This window comes from Janthinobacterium sp. NFX145, from assembly GCF_049810325.1.
Taxonomy (GTDB): domain Bacteria; phylum Pseudomonadota; class Gammaproteobacteria; order Burkholderiales; family Burkholderiaceae_D; genus Janthinobacterium; species Janthinobacterium rivuli.
Genome location: NZ_CP187360.1, coordinates 4,825,898 through 4,847,113 on the forward strand (window position 1 = coordinate 4,825,898; position 21,216 = coordinate 4,847,113).

The 21,216-nt window shown below is 66.6% G+C and carries 20 protein-coding genes; 12 read left to right on the top strand and 8 right to left on the bottom strand.

The window, feature by feature from the left end:
* Nucleotides 1-10 precede the first annotated feature (10 nt).
* From ACPJXG_RS21540 to ACPJXG_RS21555, 4 genes are read left to right on the top strand one after another with little or no spacing between them, the layout of a single operon-like run.
* Entirely contained in the window at nt 11-2,167 is a 2,157-nt protein-coding gene (locus tag ACPJXG_RS21540; RefSeq protein ID WP_425252289.1) for an FUSC family protein, read from the top strand.
* Entirely contained in the window at nt 2,157-2,357 is a 201-nt protein-coding gene (locus ACPJXG_RS21545) for a DUF1656 domain-containing protein (RefSeq protein ID WP_034751763.1), read from the top strand. Before ACPJXG_RS21540 ends, ACPJXG_RS21545 begins: the two co-directional genes overlap by 11 nt.
* A 37-nt stretch (nt 2,358-2,394) precedes the next feature.
* Entirely contained in the window at nt 2,395-3,294 is a 900-nt protein-coding gene (locus tag ACPJXG_RS21550; RefSeq protein WP_425252290.1) for an efflux RND transporter periplasmic adaptor subunit, read from the top strand.
* Nucleotides 3,291-4,202, top strand: coding sequence for a LysR substrate-binding domain-containing protein (locus ACPJXG_RS21555; RefSeq protein ID WP_425252291.1), 912 nt, complete (start codon nt 3,291-3,293; stop codon nt 4,200-4,202). Before ACPJXG_RS21550 ends, ACPJXG_RS21555 begins: the two co-directional genes overlap by 4 nt.
* Nucleotides 4,203-4,211: 9 nt before the next feature.
* On the opposite strand, the gene ACPJXG_RS21560 is transcribed toward ACPJXG_RS21555, so the two are convergent.
* The 5 genes from ACPJXG_RS21560 to ACPJXG_RS21580 all read right to left on the bottom strand — a co-directional run bounded on the left by ACPJXG_RS21560 (nt 4,212) and on the right by ACPJXG_RS21580 (nt 8,313).
* Nucleotides 4,212-4,760 (bottom strand): ester cyclase, encoded by a 549-nt coding sequence (locus tag ACPJXG_RS21560; protein ID WP_425252292.1) that lies wholly within the window; start codon nt 4,758-4,760, stop codon nt 4,212-4,214.
* Nucleotides 4,761-4,885: 125 nt separating this feature from the next.
* Nucleotides 4,886-5,632, bottom strand: a complete 747-nt coding sequence (locus ACPJXG_RS21565; RefSeq protein WP_425252293.1) for an SDR family oxidoreductase — start codon at nt 5,630-5,632, stop codon at nt 4,886-4,888.
* An 80-nt stretch (nt 5,633-5,712) separates the two neighbouring features.
* Nucleotides 5,713-5,937, bottom strand: coding sequence for a hypothetical protein (locus ACPJXG_RS21570; RefSeq protein ID WP_099400978.1), 225 nt, complete (start codon nt 5,935-5,937; stop codon nt 5,713-5,715).
* A 12-nt stretch (nt 5,938-5,949) separates the two neighbouring features.
* Entirely contained in the window at nt 5,950-6,621 is a 672-nt protein-coding gene (locus ACPJXG_RS21575) for a thiol:disulfide interchange protein DsbA/DsbL (protein ID WP_034782052.1), read from the bottom strand.
* A gap of 147 nt (nt 6,622-6,768) precedes the next feature.
* Complete coding sequence (locus ACPJXG_RS21580; protein ID WP_425252294.1) at nt 6,769-8,313, bottom strand: TonB-dependent receptor domain-containing protein; 1,545 nt, start codon at nt 8,311-8,313, stop codon at nt 6,769-6,771.
* Nucleotides 8,314-8,558: 245 nt separating this feature from the next.
* Here ACPJXG_RS21580 and ACPJXG_RS21585 point away from each other — a divergent pair, with 245 nt between their 5' ends.
* Together ACPJXG_RS21585 and ACPJXG_RS21590 are read left to right on the top strand one after the other, a co-directional pair.
* Nucleotides 8,559-10,847: a M1 family metallopeptidase gene (locus ACPJXG_RS21585; RefSeq protein WP_425252295.1), complete on the top strand. Its 2,289-nt coding sequence runs from the start codon at nt 8,559-8,561 to the stop codon at nt 10,845-10,847.
* A complete protein-coding gene (locus ACPJXG_RS21590) occupies nt 10,844-11,728 on the top strand; it encodes a hypothetical protein (protein WP_219313114.1) in 885 nt (294 codons plus the stop codon). The genes ACPJXG_RS21585 and ACPJXG_RS21590 overlap by 4 nt, the downstream gene beginning before the upstream one ends.
* Here the strand turns inward: ACPJXG_RS21590 and ACPJXG_RS21595 are convergent, their stop codons facing one another.
* Nucleotides 11,729-12,619: a LysR family transcriptional regulator gene (locus tag ACPJXG_RS21595; protein ID WP_176388688.1), complete on the bottom strand. Its 891-nt coding sequence runs from the start codon at nt 12,617-12,619 to the stop codon at nt 11,729-11,731. It lies immediately after the preceding gene.
* A gap of 112 nt (nt 12,620-12,731) precedes the next feature.
* On the opposite strand from ACPJXG_RS21595, the gene ACPJXG_RS21600 reads away from it, so the two are divergent.
* Nucleotides 12,732-13,547, top strand: a complete 816-nt coding sequence (locus ACPJXG_RS21600) for a DODA-type extradiol aromatic ring-opening family dioxygenase (RefSeq protein ID WP_425252296.1) — start codon at nt 12,732-12,734, stop codon at nt 13,545-13,547.
* Nucleotides 13,548-13,659: 112 nt separating this feature from the next.
* Here the strand turns inward: ACPJXG_RS21600 and ylqF are convergent, their stop codons facing one another.
* Nucleotides 13,660-14,580 carry a ribosome biogenesis GTPase YlqF gene (gene ylqF / locus ACPJXG_RS21605; RefSeq protein ID WP_035825692.1) on the bottom strand — a complete coding sequence of 307 codons (921 nt, stop codon included), beginning with the start codon at nt 14,578-14,580 and terminating at the stop codon, nt 13,660-13,662.
* Between the two features lie 227 nt (nt 14,581-14,807).
* Between ylqF and ACPJXG_RS21610 the strand changes: the two genes are divergently transcribed.
* Nucleotides 14,808-15,605, top strand: coding sequence for a hypothetical protein (locus ACPJXG_RS21610; protein WP_176388690.1), 798 nt, complete (start codon nt 14,808-14,810; stop codon nt 15,603-15,605).
* 156 nt (nt 15,606-15,761) lie between these two features.
* Nucleotides 15,762-16,088 carry a hypothetical protein gene (locus ACPJXG_RS21615; protein ID WP_219313120.1) on the top strand — a complete coding sequence of 109 codons (327 nt, stop codon included), beginning with the start codon at nt 15,762-15,764 and terminating at the stop codon, nt 16,086-16,088.
* Here ACPJXG_RS21615 and ACPJXG_RS21620 read toward each other — a convergent pair whose 3' ends face one another.
* Nucleotides 16,089-17,015 (bottom strand): histone deacetylase family protein, encoded by a 927-nt coding sequence (locus tag ACPJXG_RS21620; RefSeq protein ID WP_035825688.1) that lies wholly within the window; start codon nt 17,013-17,015, stop codon nt 16,089-16,091.
* Nucleotides 17,016-17,226: 211 nt separating this feature from the next.
* Here ACPJXG_RS21620 and ACPJXG_RS21625 point away from each other — a divergent pair, with 211 nt between their 5' ends.
* The 3 genes from ACPJXG_RS21625 to ACPJXG_RS21635 are packed head-to-tail and all read left to right on the top strand — an operon-like array spanning nt 17,227 to nt 21,214.
* Nucleotides 17,227-18,135, top strand: coding sequence for an AAA family ATPase (locus tag ACPJXG_RS21625; RefSeq protein WP_425252297.1), 909 nt, complete (start codon nt 17,227-17,229; stop codon nt 18,133-18,135).
* A gap of 5 nt (nt 18,136-18,140) precedes the next feature.
* Nucleotides 18,141-19,196 carry a DUF58 domain-containing protein gene (locus ACPJXG_RS21630; protein ID WP_425252298.1) on the top strand — a complete coding sequence of 352 codons (1,056 nt, stop codon included), beginning with the start codon at nt 18,141-18,143 and terminating at the stop codon, nt 19,194-19,196.
* Complete coding sequence (locus ACPJXG_RS21635; protein ID WP_425252299.1) at nt 19,193-21,214, top strand: transglutaminase TgpA family protein; 2,022 nt, start codon at nt 19,193-19,195, stop codon at nt 21,212-21,214. Before ACPJXG_RS21630 ends, ACPJXG_RS21635 begins: the two co-directional genes overlap by 4 nt.
* Nucleotides 21,215-21,216: the final 2 nt, after the last annotated feature.

Sequence of the window (21,216 nt, forward strand, 5' to 3'; positions counted from 1 at the left end):
TAGCCTATCGATGACGCCAGCCACAGCAACAATATCTACGCACGGCCCCCTGAGCCGGGCGGCCCGCTGGCTGGCGCTGGCGCTGCAGGACTGGCGCGCGACGGAAGGCGAGCGCTGGATCTACGTCGGCAAGACCCTCATCGCCGCATTCTGCGCCCTGTGGCTGGCCTACCGCCTGGGCCTCGATTCGCCCAGCACGGCGATGACCACCACCATCATCCTGGCCCTGCCCAGCAGCGGCATGGTGCTGGAAAAAAGCTTTTACCGCCTGTGCGGCACCCTGCTCGGCTGCACGGCCGCGCTGACCCTGATCGGCCTGTTCCCGCAGCAGCCCGTGCTGTTGTTCGCCGGCCTGGCCCTGTGGGTGGGCCTGTGCACGAGCGGCTCGGCCCTGCACCGCAACGCCCAGTCATATGTGTACGTGCTGGCCGGCTACACGGCCTGCATGATCGTGCTGCCCGCCATCGAACAGCCGATGCAGGTGTTTTCGCTGGCCGTCACGCGCGTGGCTGAAGTGAGCCTGGGCATCATCTGCTCGGCGGCCGTCTCCAGCGTGCTGCTGCCGCGCCACCAGGGCACGCAGGTGATGCGCACGGTGCAGGCGCGTTACGGCAAATTCCTCACCTTTTGCCAGGATGTACTGCAGCAAAAGCTCACGCCGGCGCAGGTGGAACTGACGCATCTGCAGTTTGCCGCCGACGTGGCGGCGCTGGAACTGGGGCGCTCGGCCGCCCTGTTCGAAGTCACCAGCAAGGTCAGTCACGTGCGCGCGCAAAACCGCAAGCTGCACGCCTTCAACGCCACCTTCATGACGGCGCTGACCACCTTCTATACCTTCCACCGCCTGTTCGACCGCCTGCAGCGCGATGGCGAGACACAGGTCATGCAGGCCTGCGCGCCCCTGTACGCCATCGTCGCCGAAGCGCTGCAAACGACGCCATCACAAGACTCGCTCGACACCATGCAGCGGCATCTGCAAACGGCGCTGGGCCAGGCCCGCGCGGACATCGACGGCGCGGCCATCGCGCATGCGCAGCGCATCGATTTCGACACCGTGTGCGAACTGCTCGAACGCTTCGCGCGCGACATCAGCCGCTTTCACGAAGTGTATTTCAGCCTCGTGCACGACACGCCGCTCGATGTGAGCACGCCGCAGGCATACGCGCCGAAGACGCCGCCCGCGCTGGTGCTCGCCAGCGGCGCGCGCGCCGGCATCAGCCTGGCCCTGCTGGCGCTGGGCGCCTATTTCCTCGCCTGGCCCTACGCCAGCACGGCGATGCTGATGGCGGCCGTGTTCTGCGCGCTGGCCTCGTCCTCGCCGCGCCCCATCCTGATGATCCGCCAGGTGCTGACGGGCTTCCTGATCGCCATGCCGCTGTCGCTCGTCTGCGTGTATTTCGTGCTGGTGCACGGCGACGGCTTCCCCATGCTGGTCCTCAGCTTTGCGCCGTTTCTGGCCGTCGGCCTGTACCTGATGACGAATCCCGCCAAACTGGGCGTGGGCCTGGGCGTGTCGACCTTCATCACGCAGATGGTGCCGACGAATGTGATGCACGTCGATGGCGCGGCCTTTCTCAACACGGGCATGGCGCTGATCGTGGGACTGATGCTGGCCGCCCTCGTATTTGCCGTGCTGCTGCCCGAGCACACGATGGGCCACAAAGACCACATCGGCCGCGCACTCTGGCGCGAAGCACTGCATGCATGCACGGCGCCCGCGCGGCGTGTCAAACACCGTTTCGACAACCGCGTGCGCGACTTGCTCAGCCAGCTCAATGCGGCGGCCGGACCGGCGCCGGGCGAGGCCACGCGCGCCGTCGTGCGCCAGGCCCTGACCCTGCTGGAAATCGGCCACTCCGTGATCGAATTGCGCGAACTGATTGCCACGGCCCGGCCAGGCGCCACACGCCACGCGCTGCAGCAATGCGTGGACCACATCGCCGGCTGGCTGCGCACGCGCAGCGACCCCGCACTGCAGGCGGCCCTGGCCGCCACCCTGCAGGCGGGCGCCGTGGTGCGCGTGGCGCAAACGGAAGCTGGTGCGACACAAGAACGCAAGCAGGAGCAAGACCTGCGCCTGCAGACGGCGCTGGCCGACCTGCATTCGATCTACACCTCATTACTCGACCATATGGCGCCTGGCGCCGGAGACCACCATGCCGCGTGAATTCGCCCTGTTCGGAATTCTGATTCCTACCCTGCTGCCCCTGTTCCTACTCAGCATAGCCCTGCAAACCCTGCTTGACCGCGTGCTGGGCTGGCTGGGCGTGTACCGCATGGTGTGGCATCCGTCGCTGGCGCGGCTATGCATCTTCATCGCCATCTTCGGCGCGCTGGCTTTATCGCTTTACAAATAAAAAAAACTGTTCAACCAATCAAGGAAAGGCTGCCGACATGGTAAGCAAACTGACCCGCTATGCAATCACCGTGCTGCTATTGGCAGCCGCCCTGTGGACAGGCAAGACCGTCTGGGACCGCTACATGGAGTCGCCGTGGACGCGCGACGGCCGCATCAAGGCCGACATCGTCAACATCAGCGCCGACGTGGCCGGCACCGTCACGGACGTGCTGGTGCGCGACAACCAGGTGGTGCAGAAGGGCGATATCCTGTTCGTCGTCGACAAGGAACGCTATGCGAGCGCACTGGCGCAGGCCGACGCCGTGCTGGCCGCGCAAAAAACGGAGCAGGGCCGCCGCGGCAAGGAAGCGCAGCGCCGCGCAGGCCTGGACGCCAGCATCATCTCGACGGAAAGCCGCGAAAGCGCCGCCTTTGCCGCCAGCTCGGCCTCGTCGCAAGTGCAGGCCGCCGTGGCCGCGCGCACGCTGGCGCAACTGAACCTGGAGCGCACCACCGTGCGCGCGCCCGTCAGCGGCTACGTGACGAACCTGAACGTGCACAAGGGCGATTTCGCCGCCGTCGGCGCGGCCAAGCTGGCCGTCATCGACAGCGCCTCGTACTACGTGGTCGGCTACTTCGAAGAGACCAAGCTGGGCATGCTGGCGCAGGACGACAAGGCGGAAATGAACCTGATGAGCGGCGGCACCCTGCATGGCCACATCGAAAGCATCGCGCGCGGCATCACGGACCGCGACGCCGCCACGGGCCGCGAATTGCTGGCCGACGTCAACCCCACCTTCAACTGGGTGCGTCTGGCGCAGCGCGTGCCCGTGCGCATCCACATCGACGAGCAGCCGAAGGGGCAATTGCTGGTGGCCGGCACCACGTGCACCGTGGTGATCACGCCGCATTCGGCACCGGCGCCGAAGCCAGCAGCGGCCGCGCACCCCGCATGAGCCGCGGCGGCGCCGGGCGCCTGGCGGAAATCGCCCTGTTCCTCGACGCCGCGGCGCTGGGCAGTTTTTCCGCGGCCGGCCGCAAGCACGGCCTGTCGCCGGCCGCCGCCAGCGCCGCCATCGCGCGCCTGGAAACGGCGCTGGGCGCCACCCTGTTCGAACGCACCACGCGCCAGCTGCGCCTGACGGATGAAGGTGTGCACTACCGCCGCTACAGCGAACAGGCGCTGGACTTGCTGGCGCAGGCCGAAGACGGCTTGCATGCGGGCGACGGCGCCGTGCGCGGCGTGGTGCGCATCTCGGCGCCGTCCGACATCGGCCGCCAGTTGCTGCTGCCGATGCTCGACCGCTTTGCCGCGCTGCACCCGCAGGTGCGCCATGCGCTGACCCTGACGGACGCCACGGCCGACCTGGTGCAGGACGACGTCGACCTGGCCATCCGCTACGGCGAGCTGCCCGACAGCGACATGGTGGCGCGCCTGCTGCACCCAGGCCGGCGCGTCGTGTGCGTGGCGCCCGCGCTGGCCGCCAGGGTCGGCGTGCCGGCCGCGCCGCGCGACCTGGCGTCGCTGCCAACGCTCGTGCTCATGGCCGGCGACGGCGCGCCTCAGGAATGGCGCTACCGCGAAAACGGCAAGCGCCACGGCCTGCGCCTGCAAGGGGAATGGCACAGCAACGACGGTGAAATCATCCGCCGCTGGGCCGTGGCCGGCCATGGCTATGCCTACAAATCCCTGCTCGACATCAGCGACGACCTGCGCGCGGGACGCCTGCAGACGGTGCTCGACGATTACTTTGCCGACAGCGTCCCCCTGAACCTGCTGTACCGGCGCAGCCGCTTCCAGGCGCCGCGCATCGCCCTGCTGGCCGAGTTCCTGCTGCAGCAGTTCGCCGCGCTGCAAGTCTGACGGCCGCCCTTACTGCGCCAGCACGCCCAGCTGGCGCAACAGGGTCAGATTGTCTTCCAGGTGCCAGTTGTCGCTGATGCGCCCCAGCGCGTTCACGCGGTACAGGTCGAACGCATGGAAATCGATGGCTTGCCCCTGGCCGCGCAGCTCGCCCTGCGGCGTGGGGAAGACGCCTGTGAAATGGCCCGTGAAATGCAGGCGCAGGCTGACCCGATCGCCGGCCACCAGCATCTCCTCGATGGCGACTTTCAAATCCGGCACGGCCGCATGAAACACTTGCGAGGCCTGCAGCGGGCCGGCCAGTCCCTGCGGACGGCCGGCGGGCAAGGTGCGGTCAATAAAATCGTCGGCCAGCGCCAGCCGCGCCAGGGCCGGGTCGCCGCTCTGCCAGAACGCGGCGTAGCGGCGCGCGGCCAGCGCCGTTGTATCCGTGGCGGTGGCGCCGGACAGGTGGGCCGGCATGGGCAAATCCGTGGCGGCATGGGCTGGCGCGGCGCCCAGCAGCGACAGAGCCAGGAGGGCGGGGGCAAAAACGGAGGCGGAAGCAGATACGGGCATGATGAATCCAGGTTGGTTGATCGGCGTGCACATGGCACACCGCCATTCTGGACTCGCTTGCCCTGCTTGATAATTGGCCCCGCGCTTGAATCAGTCGCTCGCCAAATTTGAAAATGAGTTGAAAATCAGCGCCCGCCCGCCACGTCGAGGATGCTGCCCGTCACATACGTGGCGCCCGGTCCCAGCAGGTACAAAATGGCGTCGGCGATTTCTTCCGGCTGGCCGCCGCGCTGCATCGGCACGCCGGGTGCCAGGCGCGCCACCCTTCCCGGCTCGCCGCCGGAAGCGTGGATCTCCGTATGGATGATGCCGGGCCGCACGCCGTTGACGCGGATGCCTTCGGCCGCCACTTCCTTCGCCAGACCGAGGGTCAGGGTATCGACGGCGCCCTTCGAGGCCGCGTAATCGATGTATTCGTCCGGAGAACCGATGCGCGCGGCCGCCGACGACACATTCACGATGCGCCCGCCCTGCCCGCCACGAGCCGTCGACATGCGCCGCACGGCCTGCTGGCAGCACAGGAAATAACTGATCACGTTGGTGCGCAGCACACGTTCCAGGCGCTGTGCGGACATGTCGGTCAGCCGGCATTTCTGCTCCAGCACGCCCACATTGTTGACCAGCGCCGTGAGTGTACCCAGCCGCGCATCGATTTCGCCGAACAAGCGCGCCACGTGCGCTTCGTCGCTGACGTCGGCCTGCACGGCGATGGCCTCGCCCCCGTCGGCCACGATGCGCGCACACAGCGCCTCGGCCGCCGGCGCATCGCGCACATAGTTAATGCACACGGCATAGCCCTGGCGCGCCGCCAGCTGCGCCGTCGCCGCACCGATGCCGCGGCTGCTACCGGTAATCAAGATCACTTCCTTCATTGTCCCTCCTGGCTGGTTGTGGCTTCATCATACGCGGACGAAAAAAAACCCACGCGCGGCGGGTTTTCATGCAGACGCCTTCAGTTTCGGAAGTGCGTCATGGCGTACGTCAGATGCTGCCACCAGTGTTCGCGCGACCGCACGGACGCCAGGCATTTCGCGTCGACCTCGTTCTTGAACGCGGGGTCCACGCAAGCCTTGGTGACCAGCGCATTGCGCTGGTTTTCCACGCTGACGACGGCGATCGCCAGCCACGCCACGAGGGCCAGGGCCAGCACGCACAGGGTCCAGGGCAGCTGTTTCATGATGCGCTCCGCTTACTTCTTCGCCGGCGCCGGGGCGCGCTCTTTCAGCACGCGCGCCACCAGTTCATCCATCACGCGCAGGGTCGCCGTCTGGGTTTGCGGCTCGGACTGGCCCGGACGCGACAGCTGCGCCGGCGACGTGACGAAACGGCCATCGATGACGATGGTCGGCGCGCTGTCGATCTTGCTGGCGGTGATCAGCTGTTCGTTGCGTTTCAGCTTGGTCTGCACGCCGAAGGAATTGAACATGTCCAGGTATTTCGCCTTGTCGATGCCGTTCTTGACCAGCAGGTCGAGGATGGCGTCATCGCGGTTCAGGCGGTTGCGCTCGACGTGGATGGCGCGAAAGATCTTGTCGTGGAACTGGTCCAGCTGGCCCATCGCCTCCAGGGTGGCATAAGCGTGCGCCTGCGGGTCTTTCGGGCCATTGAAGGCCAGGTGGATGCGGCGGAAGGCGATCTTGTCGCCCTGCTTCTTGACCCAGTCGTGCATCAGCGGATCGAGCGCGTAGCAGTGCGGGCAGGAATACATGAAGTACTCGACCACTTCCACCTTCTTGCCCGTGTCCGTGCGCACTGGCGTCGGGAGCGTGGTAAAGCCGGTATCGGCCGCCATGGCGCCGCCGGTGGCCGCCACCAGGGTGACGGCGGCAAGCAGGGGACGCAAGAAACGCAGAAAACGCATATAAATCCTTCATTATAAAGTGGTCGTGAACGGGGCGAGATTACCACTTTTTGCGCCGGGCGATGAGGCCCGGGCGGAAAAAAGCCGTGTTTATCGCCCCGCTTTGCGCCCGCTTAAGCCGCATTTAAGCCCCGCTGCGCCTGCACCTCAAAAATGGTAGCGCGCCGATACGCGCAGCTGGCGCGCGTCGTTGAGGTAAATGCTGGAACGGCAGCCCGGCGCATCGCCGTAATGGCGGCGGTTGGCCAGGTTGCTGCCGGCCAGTTCCAGCTCCCAGGCGCCCAGCTTGCGCGCATAGCGCCCGTCCACTGTGGCAAACGCGGGCACTTGCGCCAGGCAGCTGCCGGCGAAATCGGGGCCATAGCGCAGCGCGCGCAGCCATTGCACGCCGACGTCGGCACTGGCGCCGCCCTGCCCCGTCCAGTACAGGCGCAGGCTGGCCAGGGTCTTGGGCACGAGGGCGATATCCGGGCCGTCGTAGGCGTAATCGTCATAGCGCGCATGCACTTGCCGCACTTGAGCGTCGAGGCGCCAGTCGCGCGCCAGCGCCATGCTGGCCTCGATGGCGATGCCGTCGCGGCGCGAGGGGTCGAGGTTGCCCGCAAAGCCCAGCTGGCCCAGGCTCTGGTCGAAGACGATCTGGTTGCTCAGGCGCTCGCTGAAGACGCGCACGGAAGCGCTGCGCGCCGCGTCGCCGACGGTGGCGCCCACTTCCATGTCGCGCCGCAGCTGGCCCGCCAGGGGGCGGTAGCCGGCGCGGGTATAGCCGTCGTCGTCGATGCGGTAGCTGCGCGCGGCCTTGGCGTACACGCTCAGTTGCGGGCGCAATTGCAGGCTGCCCTGCACGTCCCAGGCATTCTGGTTTTCCCAGTCGCTGCCGCCGGCGGGCAGGTCGGCCGGATCGAGCTGGAACTGTTCATGCCGCAGTCCCAGCAGCAGGCGCGGCGCATAGGGGCCGCCGAAGGCCAGCTCCTCGCGCAGCAGCAGCGCGCGCGAAGTCTGGCGCCGGCGCGCATCGCCATCGCGGCCCGAGCGCCGCTGCCACTGCATCAGATCCAGGCCCACTTCCGTATCCGTGCCCACGCCGCCCACCTTGCCGTAATGGCGCAGGCGCGGCGCCAGTTGCCGGCGACGGCTGCTGTAGGTCGATTCACTGCTGCCGTCCTCGCCCGCATAGTGGGCCGTGGCGCGTTTTTCCCGCTGCGACAGTTCCACGCCCAGCTCGAACTTGCCCACATAGCGCTGCACGAAAGCGCTAGCGCGCCGCACCTCATAGCGGTACAGGTCTTCGGGACGGGCCGCCAGCAAGGCCAGGAACGGCGCCTCGGGCGCGGGATAGCGGGTGTCCTGGTTCAGCTGGTCGGCGCTGAAGCCGAAGCGGCCCTGGCGCGCCTTCCATTCCGCGCCGCCGGTGAAGCCGCGCTGGTGAAACACGCTGCCATCGCGGTAATTGCCATTGCGCAGAGCGTCGACGGCCGCATCGAGCGTCATGCCGCCCTGCTCGCGCGACAGGGCGCCGCGCACGCTGTGCTGGCCGCCCTGCCCCAGTTCGGCGGACACGTCGCCATGCGTGACGCCGGCCGCGCCAGCATCCACGCCAGCCACACCTTCCTGCGCGCACGCCGGCATGGCCAGGGCGCACAGCAGCAAGGCGCGCGTGGCGATGGTCAGGACGGGAGGGGTAGGCATCATGGCGGCAGGCTTGAGACGTCACCTCGGCGCGGCTGCGCGCAGGCGGAACGGAGGGATGGCAAAAGCGAATCATTATACGCACGGCGCGCGGCGCCGCAAGCGCCAGCCCGGTGGTACTTTCCTTATGCCAATATTTTATTGGTGATTTGGCATTTTTGTAGGTATATTAAGCTGCGCCCGGCGATCCTGGGTGCAGCCGACTGCATTTAAAAATCAACAATAAGAAGTCACTGTGGGAGTCACGCATGGAAAGTCGTAGCACAACGCGCCAGGGGCCGCCAAGTCCCCGCGGCACGCGCCGCAGCATTGGTTTTTTCCCCATCTCGGGCAAGCTCAAAGCCCTCTCCATCGCCGCCCTGCTGCTGGCCGGCCTTGCCCTGCAGGCCGACCTGTTCGCGCAGCCTGGCCAAGGCAAGCCGGCCAGCGCGCCCTTGCCGCTGGCGCCATCGGCCGACGGCATCGCCCTGGCGTCGCCGCACGCGTCGGCCGTCAACACGCCCAGCGCCAGCAATGCCTGGGGCGGCGCGCGCACGGGCGCGCAAGCGACCCTGTCGGACCGCGTGGTCGACTACCAGATCGAAGCGACGCTCGATCCCGTCAAGCACACCATCGACGGCCAGCAGAAACTGCGCTGGCGCAACCGCAGCGCGCAAGCCGTCAGCAGCGTCTACCTGCACCTGTACCTGAACGCCTTCGAAGGCGAACATTCGACCTTCTTTACCGAAAAGCGCAAGCTCGACACGGGCTTCCGCTCGGGCGTCGACACGCGCGACGGCGAGTGGGGCTACATCGAACTGCGCAGCATGACGCAGAACGGCGCCAAGGCGCCCTGGCATTTCGTCCAGCCCGACAACGGCCCGGCCACCGACCGCACCGTCGTGCGCGTCGACTTGCCGCAAGCCGTCGCGCCGGGCGCCGAGACGACGCTCGACATCCGCTTCTTCGACCAGCTGCCGCGCGTCATCGCGCGCACCGGCTATTTCGGCAGCTTCCACCTGGTGGGCCAGTGGTTCCCGAAGATCGCCGTGCTGGAACTGCCCGGCGAACGGGGCGCCACCGCGCCGCGCTGGAACGCGCATGAATTCCACCTCAATTCGGAGTTCTACGCCGATTTCGGCCACTACGACGTGAAGCTGACCGTGCCCAAGGAATACACGGTGGGCGCCACGGGCGAACTGCAAGGCGCGCCGCAGGAAAAGAACGGCATGCTCACGCATCACTATGTGCAGGGCGACGTGCACGATTTCGCCTGGACGGCCGACAAGCACAGCGCCCAGCCGCTGACGGGCAGCTGGAGCGGCCCTGGCAGCCCGCCGGTGGCCATCAAGGTGCTGTACCCGCCAGAATATGCGTCGAACGCGGCGCCCGCGCTGCAGGCGGCCAAGGATTCGCTCACGTATTTCTCGCGCACGCTGGGCCCGTATCCGTACAAGACGCTGACGGTGGTGATTCCGCCGTTTAACGCGGCCGAAGCGGGCGGCATGGAATATCCGACCTTCATCACGGCGTCGAGCTACGCCAACCTGCAGCCGAAGACCATCCCCGAATTCGGCCTCGATTTCGTCACCATCCATGAATTCGGCCATGGCTATTTCTACGGCATCCTGGCATCGAACGAATTCGAGGAACCGATCCTCGACGAAGGCTTGAACGAGTACTGGGACCAGCGCATGCTGCGCGCGCGCGACCAGCACATCCACGCCACCACGCCCCTGCTCAAGCGCCTGGGCTTCGATCCCGTCTTCAAGGTCTTCGAATTCGAGCGCATGGCCGCACCGCGCCAGGATGCGGCCGATCCGCTGGGCCAGAACGCGTGGGACCGCCTGCAGGGCGTAGGCCCCGTCTACAGCCGCACGGCCATCACCATGCGCGACCTGGAAGCGCGCATCGGCAGCGAGGCCATGGAACGGGGCTTCAAGGCCTATTACGAACAGTGGAAATTCCGCCACCCGAGCGTGGCCGACCTGCGTGAAACGCTGGCCGAGGCGACGGGCCAGCGGCGCATCGTGGAGCAGGTCTTCGCGCAGCAAGTGTATGCCAGCGCGAACATCGACGACCGTATCGGCACCTTCACCAGCGAAGAGCAGACGCCGCTGGCCGGCACGGCGCTGGTGAACGGCAAACGCGTGGAACATACGGCCGACACGCTGGAAAAAGAGGAGAAAAAGGTACGCGAGGCGTGGGACAAGGCGCATCCGGACGCCAAGCCCGGCACCGGGCCGTATCCGTATCTGACCAGCGTGGTCCTGCGCCGCCGCGGCGCGCCCGTGCCGCAGGTGCTGCTGGTGAAGTTCGCCGACGGCACGTCCGAACGCGTGGTGTGGGACAACGAGCAGCTGTGGCAACGCTACACCTGGAGCAAGCCCGTGAAGGCCGTCTCGGCTGAACTGGACCCGGACCGCGTGCACTACCTCGACGTCAACAAGCTCGATGACGGCCGCACCCTGAAAGCCGACAAATCCGCCGCGCGGCGCTGGAGCTTCGACCTTGCCGCCGCCTTCCAATACCTCCTTTCCCTGATTGCCATCGTATGAGCGCCACTTCCACGACACGGGCCAGCGGCCTGACACTGACCACGCGCGCCAGCCGCGCCGCCCTGCAATGGCGCTTGCTGCTGCTGTGGGCCGGCCTGCTGCTGATCCCCGCCATCCTTGCCGTCATTCCCCTGTGGCGCACCTTGAGCGCCAGCCTCGATAACGCCGTGCATGCGGCGGCCCTGGCGCACAAGCTCGACCTGATGACCCTGGCCGACCTGGTGGCCAATGCGGGGCGCAACGGCGCCGCCATCAGCCAGGCGGCCATCACGGGCATCGTGCTGGCCCTGCTGCTGTCACCGCTGCTGAGCGGCCTGGTGGTGACGGCCGCGCGCGCGCCGGCGCCACTCGGTTTCGGTCCACTGCTGACGGGCGCCTTCAGCGAATACGGCCGCATGCTGCGCATGTTGTTGTGGAGCATCGTGCCGCTGGGCCTGGCGCTGACGATCGGCGCCGGCGCGCTGAAACTGGCCGACAAGCACGCGGCGAAAGCCATCCTGGAAGCCGACGCCGACCTGGCCCGCCACCTGGCCTTGCTGTTCGCGGGCGTGCTGTTCCTGCTGGCCTGCGCCACGCTCGACGCGGGCCGCGCGGCGCTGGCCGTCGACCGCCGCCGCACCTCGGCCGTCAAGGCCTGGTGGCGGGGCCTCGGCATGCTGCGCCGGCGTCCGCTGGCCAGCCTGGCCATCTACCTCGTCATCACCTTGCTGGGACTGGCGCTGTACGCGCTGCTGGGCGTGGCGCGCCTGAACCTGGCCGCGCCCGGTCCACTGGCCATCGTGGCCGGCCTGCTGGTGACGCAGCTGGCGGCGCTGGTGCTGGCGTGGATGCGCAGCGCGCGCCTGTTCGCGCTGATCGACGTCAAGCGCTCGCTGGCGTAATCAAGTCCCCAGGCGCCCTTCATCGGCAAGAAAGTCGATGAAGGTGCGCACTTTCGAAGACAGGTAGCGGCGGCTCGTGTAGACGGCGTACACCTTGCCGCCCGCCAACTTGAAATCATCGAAAAGGCGCACCAGCCGCCCCGCCGCCAGGTCCGCATCCGTCTGCCACGACGGCAGCAGCGCGATGCCCATGCCGTCGAGCGCGGCCGCGTGCAGCAGGCTTTCGTTATTGCATTGCAGGACGGGCGAAAACTTCACCGTCTCGCGCCCCTGCGGCCCGTCGAAATCCAGTTCATTACCGTTTGCCAGCAAGGAATAGCTGATCATGGCGTGTTGCGCCAGGTCTTGCGGCAGCTGCGGGTGGCCCGCGCGCGCCAGATAGGCGGGCGCGGCCACCAGGTGAAAGGCAATGCTGCCGATGGGCCGCGCGATCAGGGCCGGCGACGGCGCCTGACTGACGCGCAGGGCCAGGTCGAAACCCTCTTCCACCAGATTGACGACTCTTCCGCTGAGGTCGATGTCGAACGTCACTTCCGGGAAGCGTTCGCGGTAGGCGGCCAGGGTGCGCGTGAAGATGGCGTTGGCGAACCAGACGGGCGCGCTCAGGCGCAGCATGCCGCGCGGCACCACCGTCGTGCGGCCGACCGTCGCTTCCACCTCGTCGAGATTGTCGAGCATGTCGCGGCACTGTTCAAAATACACCTTGCCGATTTCCGTCAGGCTCAGGTGGCGGCTGCTGCGGTTCAGCAAGCGCGCGCCCAGGTGGCGCTCCAGGTGCATCACATGCTTGCTGACCATGGCCGGCGACAGATCGAGGCGCTCGCTGGCGCGCACGAAACTGTCGAGTTCCACCACGGCGCGAAACACGCGCATGCTGCGCAAGGTATCCATGACGATCCGATCATCAACAAAATGGAAATGATATATCAATAATTGCGATCTTGATCAACTGACTGCGCATGACTATCATGGTTCATCGTTAGCCATTCCTTCTGGAGCCGCCATGCAAGAGCACACCTTCCCCACTTACTTCCTGTCGCACGGCGGCGGCCCGTGGCCGTTCATGAAAGACCAGTTCGGCGGCCGCTACGACGTGCTGGAAGCGTCCTTGCAGGATATCCCGCGCCAGATCGGCGCGCGGCCGAAGGCCGTGCTGGTCGTCACGGCGCACTGGGAAGGGCCGCAATTTCTCGTCTCGGCCAGCCCCCGGCCGGACATGATCTACGATTATTCGGGCTTTCCGCCGCACACCTATCAAATCCAGTACCCGGCGCCCGGCGCGCCGGAACTGGCGGCGCAGGTCAAACAATTGCTGGACGCGGCTGGCCATCCGGCGCGCCTCGACCATGAGCGCGGTTTCGACCATGGCACCTTCAGCGCCCTGTTCCCCATCTACCCGCAGGCCGACATGCCGCTGGTGCAGCTGTCGCTGAAACACGGCTACGACCCGCTGACGCACGTCGAGGTGGGCCGCGCGCTGGCCAGCCTGCGCCGCCAGGGCGTGCTGATACTGGGCAGCGGCCTCAGTTACCACAACCTGCGCCAGTTCGGCCAGGCGGGCGCCGTCGCCTCGCACCAGTTCGACGCCTGGCTGCGCCAGACCATGGCCTTGCCACCCGAACAGCGGCTGGAACAGTTGCTAGCTTGGGATCGTGCACCGGGCGCGCGCCAGGCCCATCCGCAGGAAGACCATCTGCTGCCGCTGATGGTGGCGCTCGGCGCGGCCGAGCAGGAAGCGGGGCAGGTGGTGTATCACGAGGAGGATTTTTTTGGGGCGCTGGCGGTGACGAGTTTTAGGTTTGGCCAGGCAGCAACATAAACCCGCACTGCGAAAATGCCGGGGTCGGACGGGGACGCCGAGTCCCTGAGGGTCCGCCCCCTGTCGTCGCTATTGGGTTAAACAAAGCCGCTAACAAGCGGCTTTTAGTTCATTACGTGCCGCGCTTGCCGCGCGCCGCATTCTTCGCCTTCTCGGCAGCGATCTCCGCTGCCTTGGCCGCTTTTTCCGCCATCTCGGCCGCGTGCTGGGCCAGCAGGGCCGCGCGCGTGTCCGGCGTTTCCAGAGAGATACGTCCGAGGATGCCGCTGCGGTAATCGAGCAGCAGGGTGTGCGACGCTTTCTCGAAATCGTAGTCGCCGCCCTTGATGCGGAAACCGCGCTTGGCGGCGATGCCCTCGACCACGCCGATGGCGTCGACTTCATCGACCTTGGTGCCGTAGCGGGTTGCCAGCAAGTCCGGGTAGCGCTTGAGCAATTCCTCGGCCAGGAACACGGCCACTTCCTCTTCGATCAGCGCGTTCGAGCCGATGGCGTGGCTGGCCGCCAGCATCAGGCCGTCGCTGGGGATGGCGATCTTCGGCCACAGCATGCCGGGGGTGTCGACGAGGATGGTGTTCTTGTCCAGGTACAGCTTTTGCTGCATCTTTGTAACAGCCGGCTCGTCGCCCACCTTGGCCACGCGCTTTTTCAGCAGCGCGTTCATCAGGGTCGACTTGCCCACGTTGGGGATGCCCATGATCATGATGCGCAGCGGCTTCGTCGGCACGCCGCGGTGCGGCGCCAGCGATTTGGCCAGATCCGGAATGCGCGCCACGTCGCCCGGCTTCTTGGTCGTCATCGCGTACGCGGTCACGCCTTCCTGGGCATTGAAATACGCCACCCAGGCGGCGGTGGCGGCAGGATCGGCCAGGTCGGTCTTGTTGAGGATTTTCAGGCAAGGGCGCTGGCGGAACAGGCGCAGCTCGTCCACCATGGGATTGCAGCTGGCTGCCGGCAGGCGCGCGTCCACCACTTCAATCACCAGATCGGTGTTTTCCATGGTCTCGGCCGCTTTCTTGCGGGCCGCGTTCATGTGTCCTGGGTACCATTGTATCGCCATGCTCTTGCTTTCAAAATCGTTCGGTCAATCCGCTATTTTACGTGGTTGCCGCCACGACGTCCCATTTTCCGCCACCAGCGCCAGCCGTGCGACACGAACGAGACAATTGGTGATAATTTGGCAGTTACATGAATGATAAGATCCGCAGTCCGTCCAGCCTGGCCGGCTCCCCATCGCAAGCTTAACCTGACACGCATTCCATGCACTTTTCCCGCTTTTGCCTCCTCACCTCCCTTTACGCCTGCCTGCTGCCCGCCATGGCCCAGGAAAAACCGGCGGCGCCGGGCGACGCGGTGAATCAGGAAATGCAGCAGATCGTCGACGTGCAAGGCACGCGCGATCCCGACCTGCGCCCCTACCGCACCATGCTCAGGGGACTCGACGCGTATGCCGACCACCAGCGCCTGGCGCCAGCCGCGCCGCTGCGCTTCATGCTGATACCCGCCACGCCCCAGGCCAGGCTCGATGGCGTGACCCTGCACCTGTCAGCCGACAACCTGTCGATCCCCGTGCCGCTGGCGGCGGATGGCGGTTTCACTTTGTCGCGCGACAAGACCGCCTACGATGCGAATGCCGACCTGGTCAGCAACAAGAAGCGCGATACCTTGCGCTGGCGCGCCGACATCCACACGCCGGGCTTGCCGCAGAACGTGCGCCGCCTGGGCGACTTGCGCCTGGAATGCGAAATCCGCTGGGCCGTCGAGCAGGACGAATTGTCCTTTGTGCGGCGCAACCTGTTCCGCCTGGCGGGCGGACCGTGCCACTCGTCGCTGATCCACGTGCCGTTTCCCGTGGCCCGCAAGCTGCTTGCCGTGCAGGCGCGCTCGGGCGAGCGCACCCTGGACATCCGCCTCACGCAAGACCGCCAGCGCTACGTGCCGCCGCTGCATGACGTGAACTGGGACGACGATACCCTGCTGACCCTGACGTACGCCGACGAGGGCAAGATGGCTGGAGCCGCTCCGGCAGCGCCCTTGCAGACAATGCAGCATCAGTGAGGGGCACCCGGGAAGTCAGGTCAAATATTTCCACATGGATTTTTATATTTACTGAAAGAAACAAAAAAGTATGCTCTAATATCGCCTCTTAAATGAAAAGCAATTATTTTCCAGGCTGGTTCCCGCCGGGGAGATAGGCGATGGGGATAGTGCGATATGATGATGGAACACACTGGCAAGGCGCCCAAGCGCGTGCCGCGCAATGACTGGAAGAAGGAATGCCGGCAGTTGCAGGGCCAAGTGGCGCAGCTGGAAGAACGGTTGAAGCGCCAGAGCGCGGACAGCTATGGCTTGCAAGTGCTGTATGACCAACTGGTCAATGAAATCAAGCATCACCGCGACATGTTGCAGCTCGACAGTTTTGACGCGGACAAATCGTCGCTCGTCTACACGCAAGCCTGGCGCCGCTTCATGGCCGGCGATGCGCTCGACTACCAGACGCACCGCCACACGAATTCCCGCAGCCGCCCGAGTTTGCTTTAGTTAAAGCTCCGCCAGCGCCTTCACGTGCGCCGCCACGCTGCGGCCCAGGGACGACAGGTTGTAGCCCCCTTCCAGGCAGCTGACGATGCGGCCCTTGCCATACTGATCGGCCACGGCCATCATCTGCTGCGTCATCCACGTGTAATCGGCCTCCACCAGGCCCATGCCGCCCACGTCGTCTTCACGGTGGGCGTCGAAACCGGCGGAAATGAAAATCATCTGCGGCTGCTGCCGGTGCAGCGCTGGCAGCCAGTGGTCGAGCACCAGCTGGCGCACGGCGTCGCCCTTCGAGCGGGCCGGCACGGGCACGTTGACGCGCGTGTCCGTGTACGATTCCACGTCGCTGTACGGATAGAACGGGTGCTGGAAAAAGCTGACCATCAGGATGCGCGGATCATTTGCCACGGACTCGGCCGTGCCATTGCCATGGTGCACGTCGAAATCGACGATGGCGACCCGTTCGAGCCCGCGCACGTCGAGCGCATGCTTGGCGGCGATGGCGATATTGTTGAACAGGCAAAAACCCATGGGCTCGCTGGGCCGCGCGTGGTGGCCTGGCGGACGGATCGCGCAAAAAGCGTTGCTGATCTCGCCATCGATGACGGCGTCCGTGGCCGCCACGGCCGAGCCAGCGGCGGCCAACGCCGCCTCGTAGCTGTGCGCGTTGAGCAGGGTGTCGCCGTCGAGCGGGTAATAGTCACCGGCCTGCGGCACATTGTCGCGCACGAGGCCGATGGCCGTCGCGCTGTGGTTGCGCTCGATATCGGACAATTGGGCATGCACGCCATCGCGGTGCTCGACCAGGTCGCTGATGTGCGCGAGGATCAATTGATCATTGATGGCCTGCAAGCGGGCCGGCGATTCGGGATGCCAGTCGCCCATTTCATGGCGCTGGCAATCGGGATGGGTATAAATGGCTGTGCTCATGCGCTGTACTGGTTACCTCTGTCTCTGTCCGTTCTCCGGGAACACTGCATGGCATTCCTGTTCGCCCTGCGCGTTCTCGCATAAAATCACTGGCCGGTCTGTGCCGCTACTGCACTAATCTACCACGAGCCCGGCACGGGCGGGCGGCACGGCTTGACCTGGCCAAAGCGATTGTAAATTAAATAATCCGACTTACTGTGATAGAAATAGCATGTTTTCGAAAATACACCAGGCCGCACAGCAGATCGGCGAAGTTCTCGTCGGCAAACACTTGCAGATCCGCCAAGCCCTCGCCTGCGTGCTGGCCGGCGGCCACCTGCTGATCGAAGACGTGCCCGGCGTGGGCAAGACGACTCTGGCGCACGCGCTGGCCATCTCGCTGGGCCTGCAATGGAAGCGCCAGCAATTTACCAGCGACCTGCTGCCCGCCGACGTGGCCGGCATGAGCGTGTATGACCGGGGCAGTGGCAGCTTCATCTTCCACCCTGGTCCCCTGTTTACCCAGGTGCTGCTGGCCGACGAGATCAACCGCGCCACGCCGAAGACGCAATCGGGCTTGCTCGAAGCGATGGAAGAGCGGCAAGTGACGCTCGACGGCGTCACGCGCGCCCTGCCGCAGCCGTTTTTCGTCATCGCCACGCAAAACTGCGCGCACCAGCTGGGCACCTTTCCCCTGCCCGAGTCGCAGCTCGACCGTTTTCTCATGTGCGTCACCCTGGGCTACCCCGATGCGGCCGCCGAACGGGAACTGCTGCTCGGTGCCGACCGCCGCGCCATGCTGCAAACCTTGCCGGCCGTCATGAACGCGGAAGAATTGCTGCAGGCGCAGGCGGGCCTGCGCGCCATCCACGCCTCGGTCGGCGTCGTCGACTACGTGCTGGCCCTCGTGCATGCCACCCGCGTACCGGGCGTGTTTGCCGATGGCCTGAGCCCGCGCGCCGCGCTGGCCCTGCTGCAGGCAGCGCGCGCCTGGGCCGCCCTGGCCGGACGCGACCACATCACGCCCGACGATGTCCAAGCCGTGCTATTACCCGTCTGCGCCCACCGCCTGCATGCGGCGCAAGGGTCCACGGACAGCCGCACCCTGCTGCTGCAATTGCTGCTGGCGACTCCCGTCTGACCGCCATGCGCCTGCGCACCATCCGCTGGCTGCCGGCGCGCCCCTGGCTGGGCGCGCAGCGCGTGCACATCCGTCCCTCGCGCGCGGGCCTGGCGTTTGCCGCGCTGCTGCTGGCGCTATGGATCGCCGCCGTCAATTACCGCCTGGGCCTGGGCTATGCGCTCACGTATTTCGCGGCCGCCTGCGCCATCGCCGACATGCTGTTTGCCAGCCGCAACCTGGCGGGCCTGGCGCTGGCCGCCACGCCAGGCAATCCCGTGTTCGCTGGCGGCCACGCCACGTTCACCTTGCGCCTGATCAACCGCAGCACACGCCCGCGCCATGCGATCCAGCTGACCGTGATCGATTCCAGCGCAGCGCCCAGCCTGGCCGATATCGATGCCCACGGAGAAACGGCCATCCAGATCGTCGTAGCGGCGCCGCAACGCGGCTGGCTCGATGCCCCGCCCTTGCGCCTGTCCGGCAGTTTCCCGCTGGGCCTGTTTGTTGCCTGGTGCCATTGGCAACCCGAGGCGCGCGTGCTCGTGTATCCGCAGCCCGAGCAGAACGCGCCGCCGCTGCCCTTGCTGGCCAGCAAAGTGCAGCAGACACAACAAGCAAAACAGGCACAACAGCCACACTCGTCCGGCGGCGCCCTGGAACTGGCCGGCGTGCGCGCCTACCAGCCCGGCGATCCCTTGCACCGCCTGGCCTGGCGCCAGATCGCCCGGCATGACGGCGAGCATTTATTCAGCAAGCAATTCCAGCCAGCCGCCGACGCGCAAGCAGGCGCAGCCCATGGCAGCATCGTGTTCGATCTCGCCACCCTGCACGCGCTGTCGCCGGAAGCGCGTTTGTCCCGTCTGGCCGCCTGGGTGCTGCAGGCGGAACGCACGGGCTTGCCATATGGCTTGAGCCTGGGTGCGCTGACTCTGGCGCCGGCCCTGGGCGCCAGCCAGCGCGACGCCTGCCTGCGCGCGCTGGCGCTCCATGATGTGCCGCACGGTTCGCCGCACGGTTCGCCGCACGATTGGCCGCACGATGGGCCGCACGATTGGCCGCCAGCGCAGGCGACGCCATGAAAGCCTGGCTGAGCAACTTGCCGCGCGACAAGGCCGACATCGTGCTGCTGTTGCTGGCCGCCGCCATGGTGCTGGCGCCGCACGCGCTGCACCTGCCGCCGTGGCTGTCGGCCGCCGCTGCCGCCCTCCTGCTGTGGCGTGCCGTCATCACCGTGCGGGGCCGGCGCCAGCCGCGGCTGACCGTGCTCGCGCCGCTGGCCTTGCTGGGCATCGCCGGCGTCCACGCCAGCTACGGCACCGTGCTGGGGCGCGATGCGGGCGTGGCCATGCTGGCTTTGCTGCTGGCCTTGAAATCGCTGGAAATGCATGGCCGGCGCGACATCTTCGTCTTTGTCTTCCTCAGTTTTTTCCTCCTGCTGGCGAACTTCTTTCATGCGCAAGGCATCCTCAGCGCCGCGTGGATGCTGGCCACCGTCATCGTCCTGCTGGCTGGCCTGTTGTCGGCCCAGTACGGCGCCGTGCAGCCGCGCCTGGCGCAAAGGCTGCGTTTGCTGGGTCGCATGCTGGCGCTGGCCCTTCCCCTGTCGGCCGTACTGTTTCTGGCCGTGCCACGCATTGACGGCCCCCTGTGGGGCGCGGCGCCGGAAGGCGCGCAGGCGCGCACGGGCTTGTCCGACAGCATGCAGCCGGGCGCCATCGCCTCGCTGGCTCTGTCAAGCGAACCCGTCTTCACAGCCCGCTTTTCCACGCCGCTCCCGCCGCAAGACCAGCTGTACTGGCGCGGCGTCGTGCTGGGCGACTTCGACGGCGCCACCTGGACGCGCCGGGGCGCGGGCCAACGCGCACCGGCCAGCGACAACCGGATAGACATCGCACTGGAAGGCCAGCCCAGCCAATACGAAGTGACCTTGCAAGCGAGCGGCCAACGGCGCATCTTCGCGCTCGACGTACCTCGCAGCATCGAACGCCTGCCAGGCAATCCGTATGTCGTGTCGTCCGCGCTGGAAGTGCTGACCATACAACCTATTACTTCGACCGTCCGTTACCGCGTCAGTTCCCTGCCACGCTACCGGCTGCAGGCGGGCCTGTCGCCAGAGCAGCAGCAGCCATGGCTGGCCTTGCCCGCTGGCAGCAATCCGCGCAGCGTGGCCTGGGCCCGCACATTGCGCGGCCAGGGCGCGCAGGCGCTGACGCCCGCCGACGCCATCGCCGCCGTGCTCGGGCACTTCCGCCGCGCGCCGTTCCGCTACACCCTGCAGCCGCCGCTGCTGGGCAAGCAGGGCGTCGACGACTTCCTGTTCACCACGCAGGCGGGCTTTTGCGAACATTACGCGGGCAGCTTTGTCGTGCTGATGCGCGCGATGGGCATACCCGCGCGCGTCGTCACCGGTTACCAGGGCGGCCTGCGCAACGGCACGGACAACAGCCTGAGCGTGCGCCAGTCCGACGCCCATGCGTGGAGCGAGGTGTGGCTGGCTGGCCGGGGCTGGGTGCGCGTCGATCCCACCGGCGCCGTTGCGCCGTTGCGCACGGAGCGCAACCTCGACGCCGCCCTGCCGCCGACCGCGTCACCGCTGACGGCGTGGCGCGCCCTGGCCGGCCTCGATGGCGGCGCGCACGGGGCGGTGGCCGCGTGGCGCCAGCAATGGCAGCAGGCCGAGCACGTCTGGAGCAACTGGGTGCTCGACACCACGCCGCAGCGCCAGCGCGCCATGCTCGACGGCTTGAAAAACGTGCCCGCAAAAAAGCTGGCACTCGCTTGCGCCGTGCTGGCCCTGCTGGCCGCCGTGGCCGGCGCGCTGGTCTGGTGGCGGCAGGCGCGGCAAGGCGATCCGCTCGACGCCCTGTACGTACAGTTTTGCCAGCAGCAGGCGCGGCGCGGCTACAGCCGTGCGCCGCATGAAGGCCCGCACGGTTATGCTGCGCGGCTGGCCGCAGGCAAGGCCACGCAAGAGGCGCACGCCGCCATTGCACAGTTTCTGGCAATCTATGCCGCGATGAAGTATGGTAATGCCAACCCAGACGAACAATTCCGCGCGCGGCGCAGCTTGCGCCGCCTGTTAACCCAATGCCGATGAGA

Coding starts and splice junctions, on each gene's coding strand:
- ACPJXG_RS21565 (WP_425252293.1), bottom strand. CDS start 5,632: ATGAAGGAAGTGATCTTGATTACCGGTAGCAGCCGCGGCATCGGTGCG.
- ACPJXG_RS21620 (WP_035825688.1), bottom strand. CDS start 17,015: ATGAGCACAGCCATTTATACCCATCCCGATTGCCAGCGCCATGAAATG.
- ACPJXG_RS21570 (WP_099400978.1), bottom strand. CDS start 5,937: ATGAAACAGCTGCCCTGGACCCTGTGCGTGCTGGCCCTGGCCCTCGTG.
- ACPJXG_RS21610 (WP_176388690.1), top strand. CDS start 14,808: ATGCACTTTTCCCGCTTTTGCCTCCTCACCTCCCTTTACGCCTGCCTG.
- ACPJXG_RS21635 (WP_425252299.1), top strand. CDS start 19,193: ATGAAAGCCTGGCTGAGCAACTTGCCGCGCGACAAGGCCGACATCGTG.
- ACPJXG_RS21615 (WP_219313120.1), top strand. CDS start 15,762: ATGATGATGGAACACACTGGCAAGGCGCCCAAGCGCGTGCCGCGCAAT.
- ACPJXG_RS21630 (WP_425252298.1), top strand. CDS start 18,141: ATGCGCCTGCGCACCATCCGCTGGCTGCCGGCGCGCCCCTGGCTGGGC.
- ylqF (WP_035825692.1), bottom strand. CDS start 14,580: ATGAACGCGGCCCGCAAGAAAGCGGCCGAGACCATGGAAAACACCGAT.
- ACPJXG_RS21600 (WP_425252296.1), top strand. CDS start 12,732: ATGCAAGAGCACACCTTCCCCACTTACTTCCTGTCGCACGGCGGCGGC.
- ACPJXG_RS21580 (WP_425252294.1), bottom strand. CDS start 8,313: ATGATGCCTACCCCTCCCGTCCTGACCATCGCCACGCGCGCCTTGCTG.
- ACPJXG_RS21575 (WP_034782052.1), bottom strand. CDS start 6,621: ATGCGTTTTCTGCGTTTCTTGCGTCCCCTGCTTGCCGCCGTCACCCTG.
- ACPJXG_RS21625 (WP_425252297.1), top strand. CDS start 17,227: ATGTTTTCGAAAATACACCAGGCCGCACAGCAGATCGGCGAAGTTCTC.
- ACPJXG_RS21560 (WP_425252292.1), bottom strand. CDS start 4,760: ATGCCCGTATCTGCTTCCGCCTCCGTTTTTGCCCCCGCCCTCCTGGCT.
- ACPJXG_RS21595 (WP_176388688.1), bottom strand. CDS start 12,619: ATGGATACCTTGCGCAGCATGCGCGTGTTTCGCGCCGTGGTGGAACTC.
- ACPJXG_RS21550 (WP_425252290.1), top strand. CDS start 2,395: ATGGTAAGCAAACTGACCCGCTATGCAATCACCGTGCTGCTATTGGCA.
- ACPJXG_RS21585 (WP_425252295.1), top strand. CDS start 8,559: ATGGAAAGTCGTAGCACAACGCGCCAGGGGCCGCCAAGTCCCCGCGGC.
- ACPJXG_RS21590 (WP_219313114.1), top strand. CDS start 10,844: ATGAGCGCCACTTCCACGACACGGGCCAGCGGCCTGACACTGACCACG.
- ACPJXG_RS21540 (WP_425252289.1), top strand. CDS start 11: ATGACGCCAGCCACAGCAACAATATCTACGCACGGCCCCCTGAGCCGG.
- ACPJXG_RS21555 (WP_425252291.1), top strand. CDS start 3,291: ATGAGCCGCGGCGGCGCCGGGCGCCTGGCGGAAATCGCCCTGTTCCTC.
- ACPJXG_RS21545 (WP_034751763.1), top strand. CDS start 2,157: ATGCCGCGTGAATTCGCCCTGTTCGGAATTCTGATTCCTACCCTGCTG.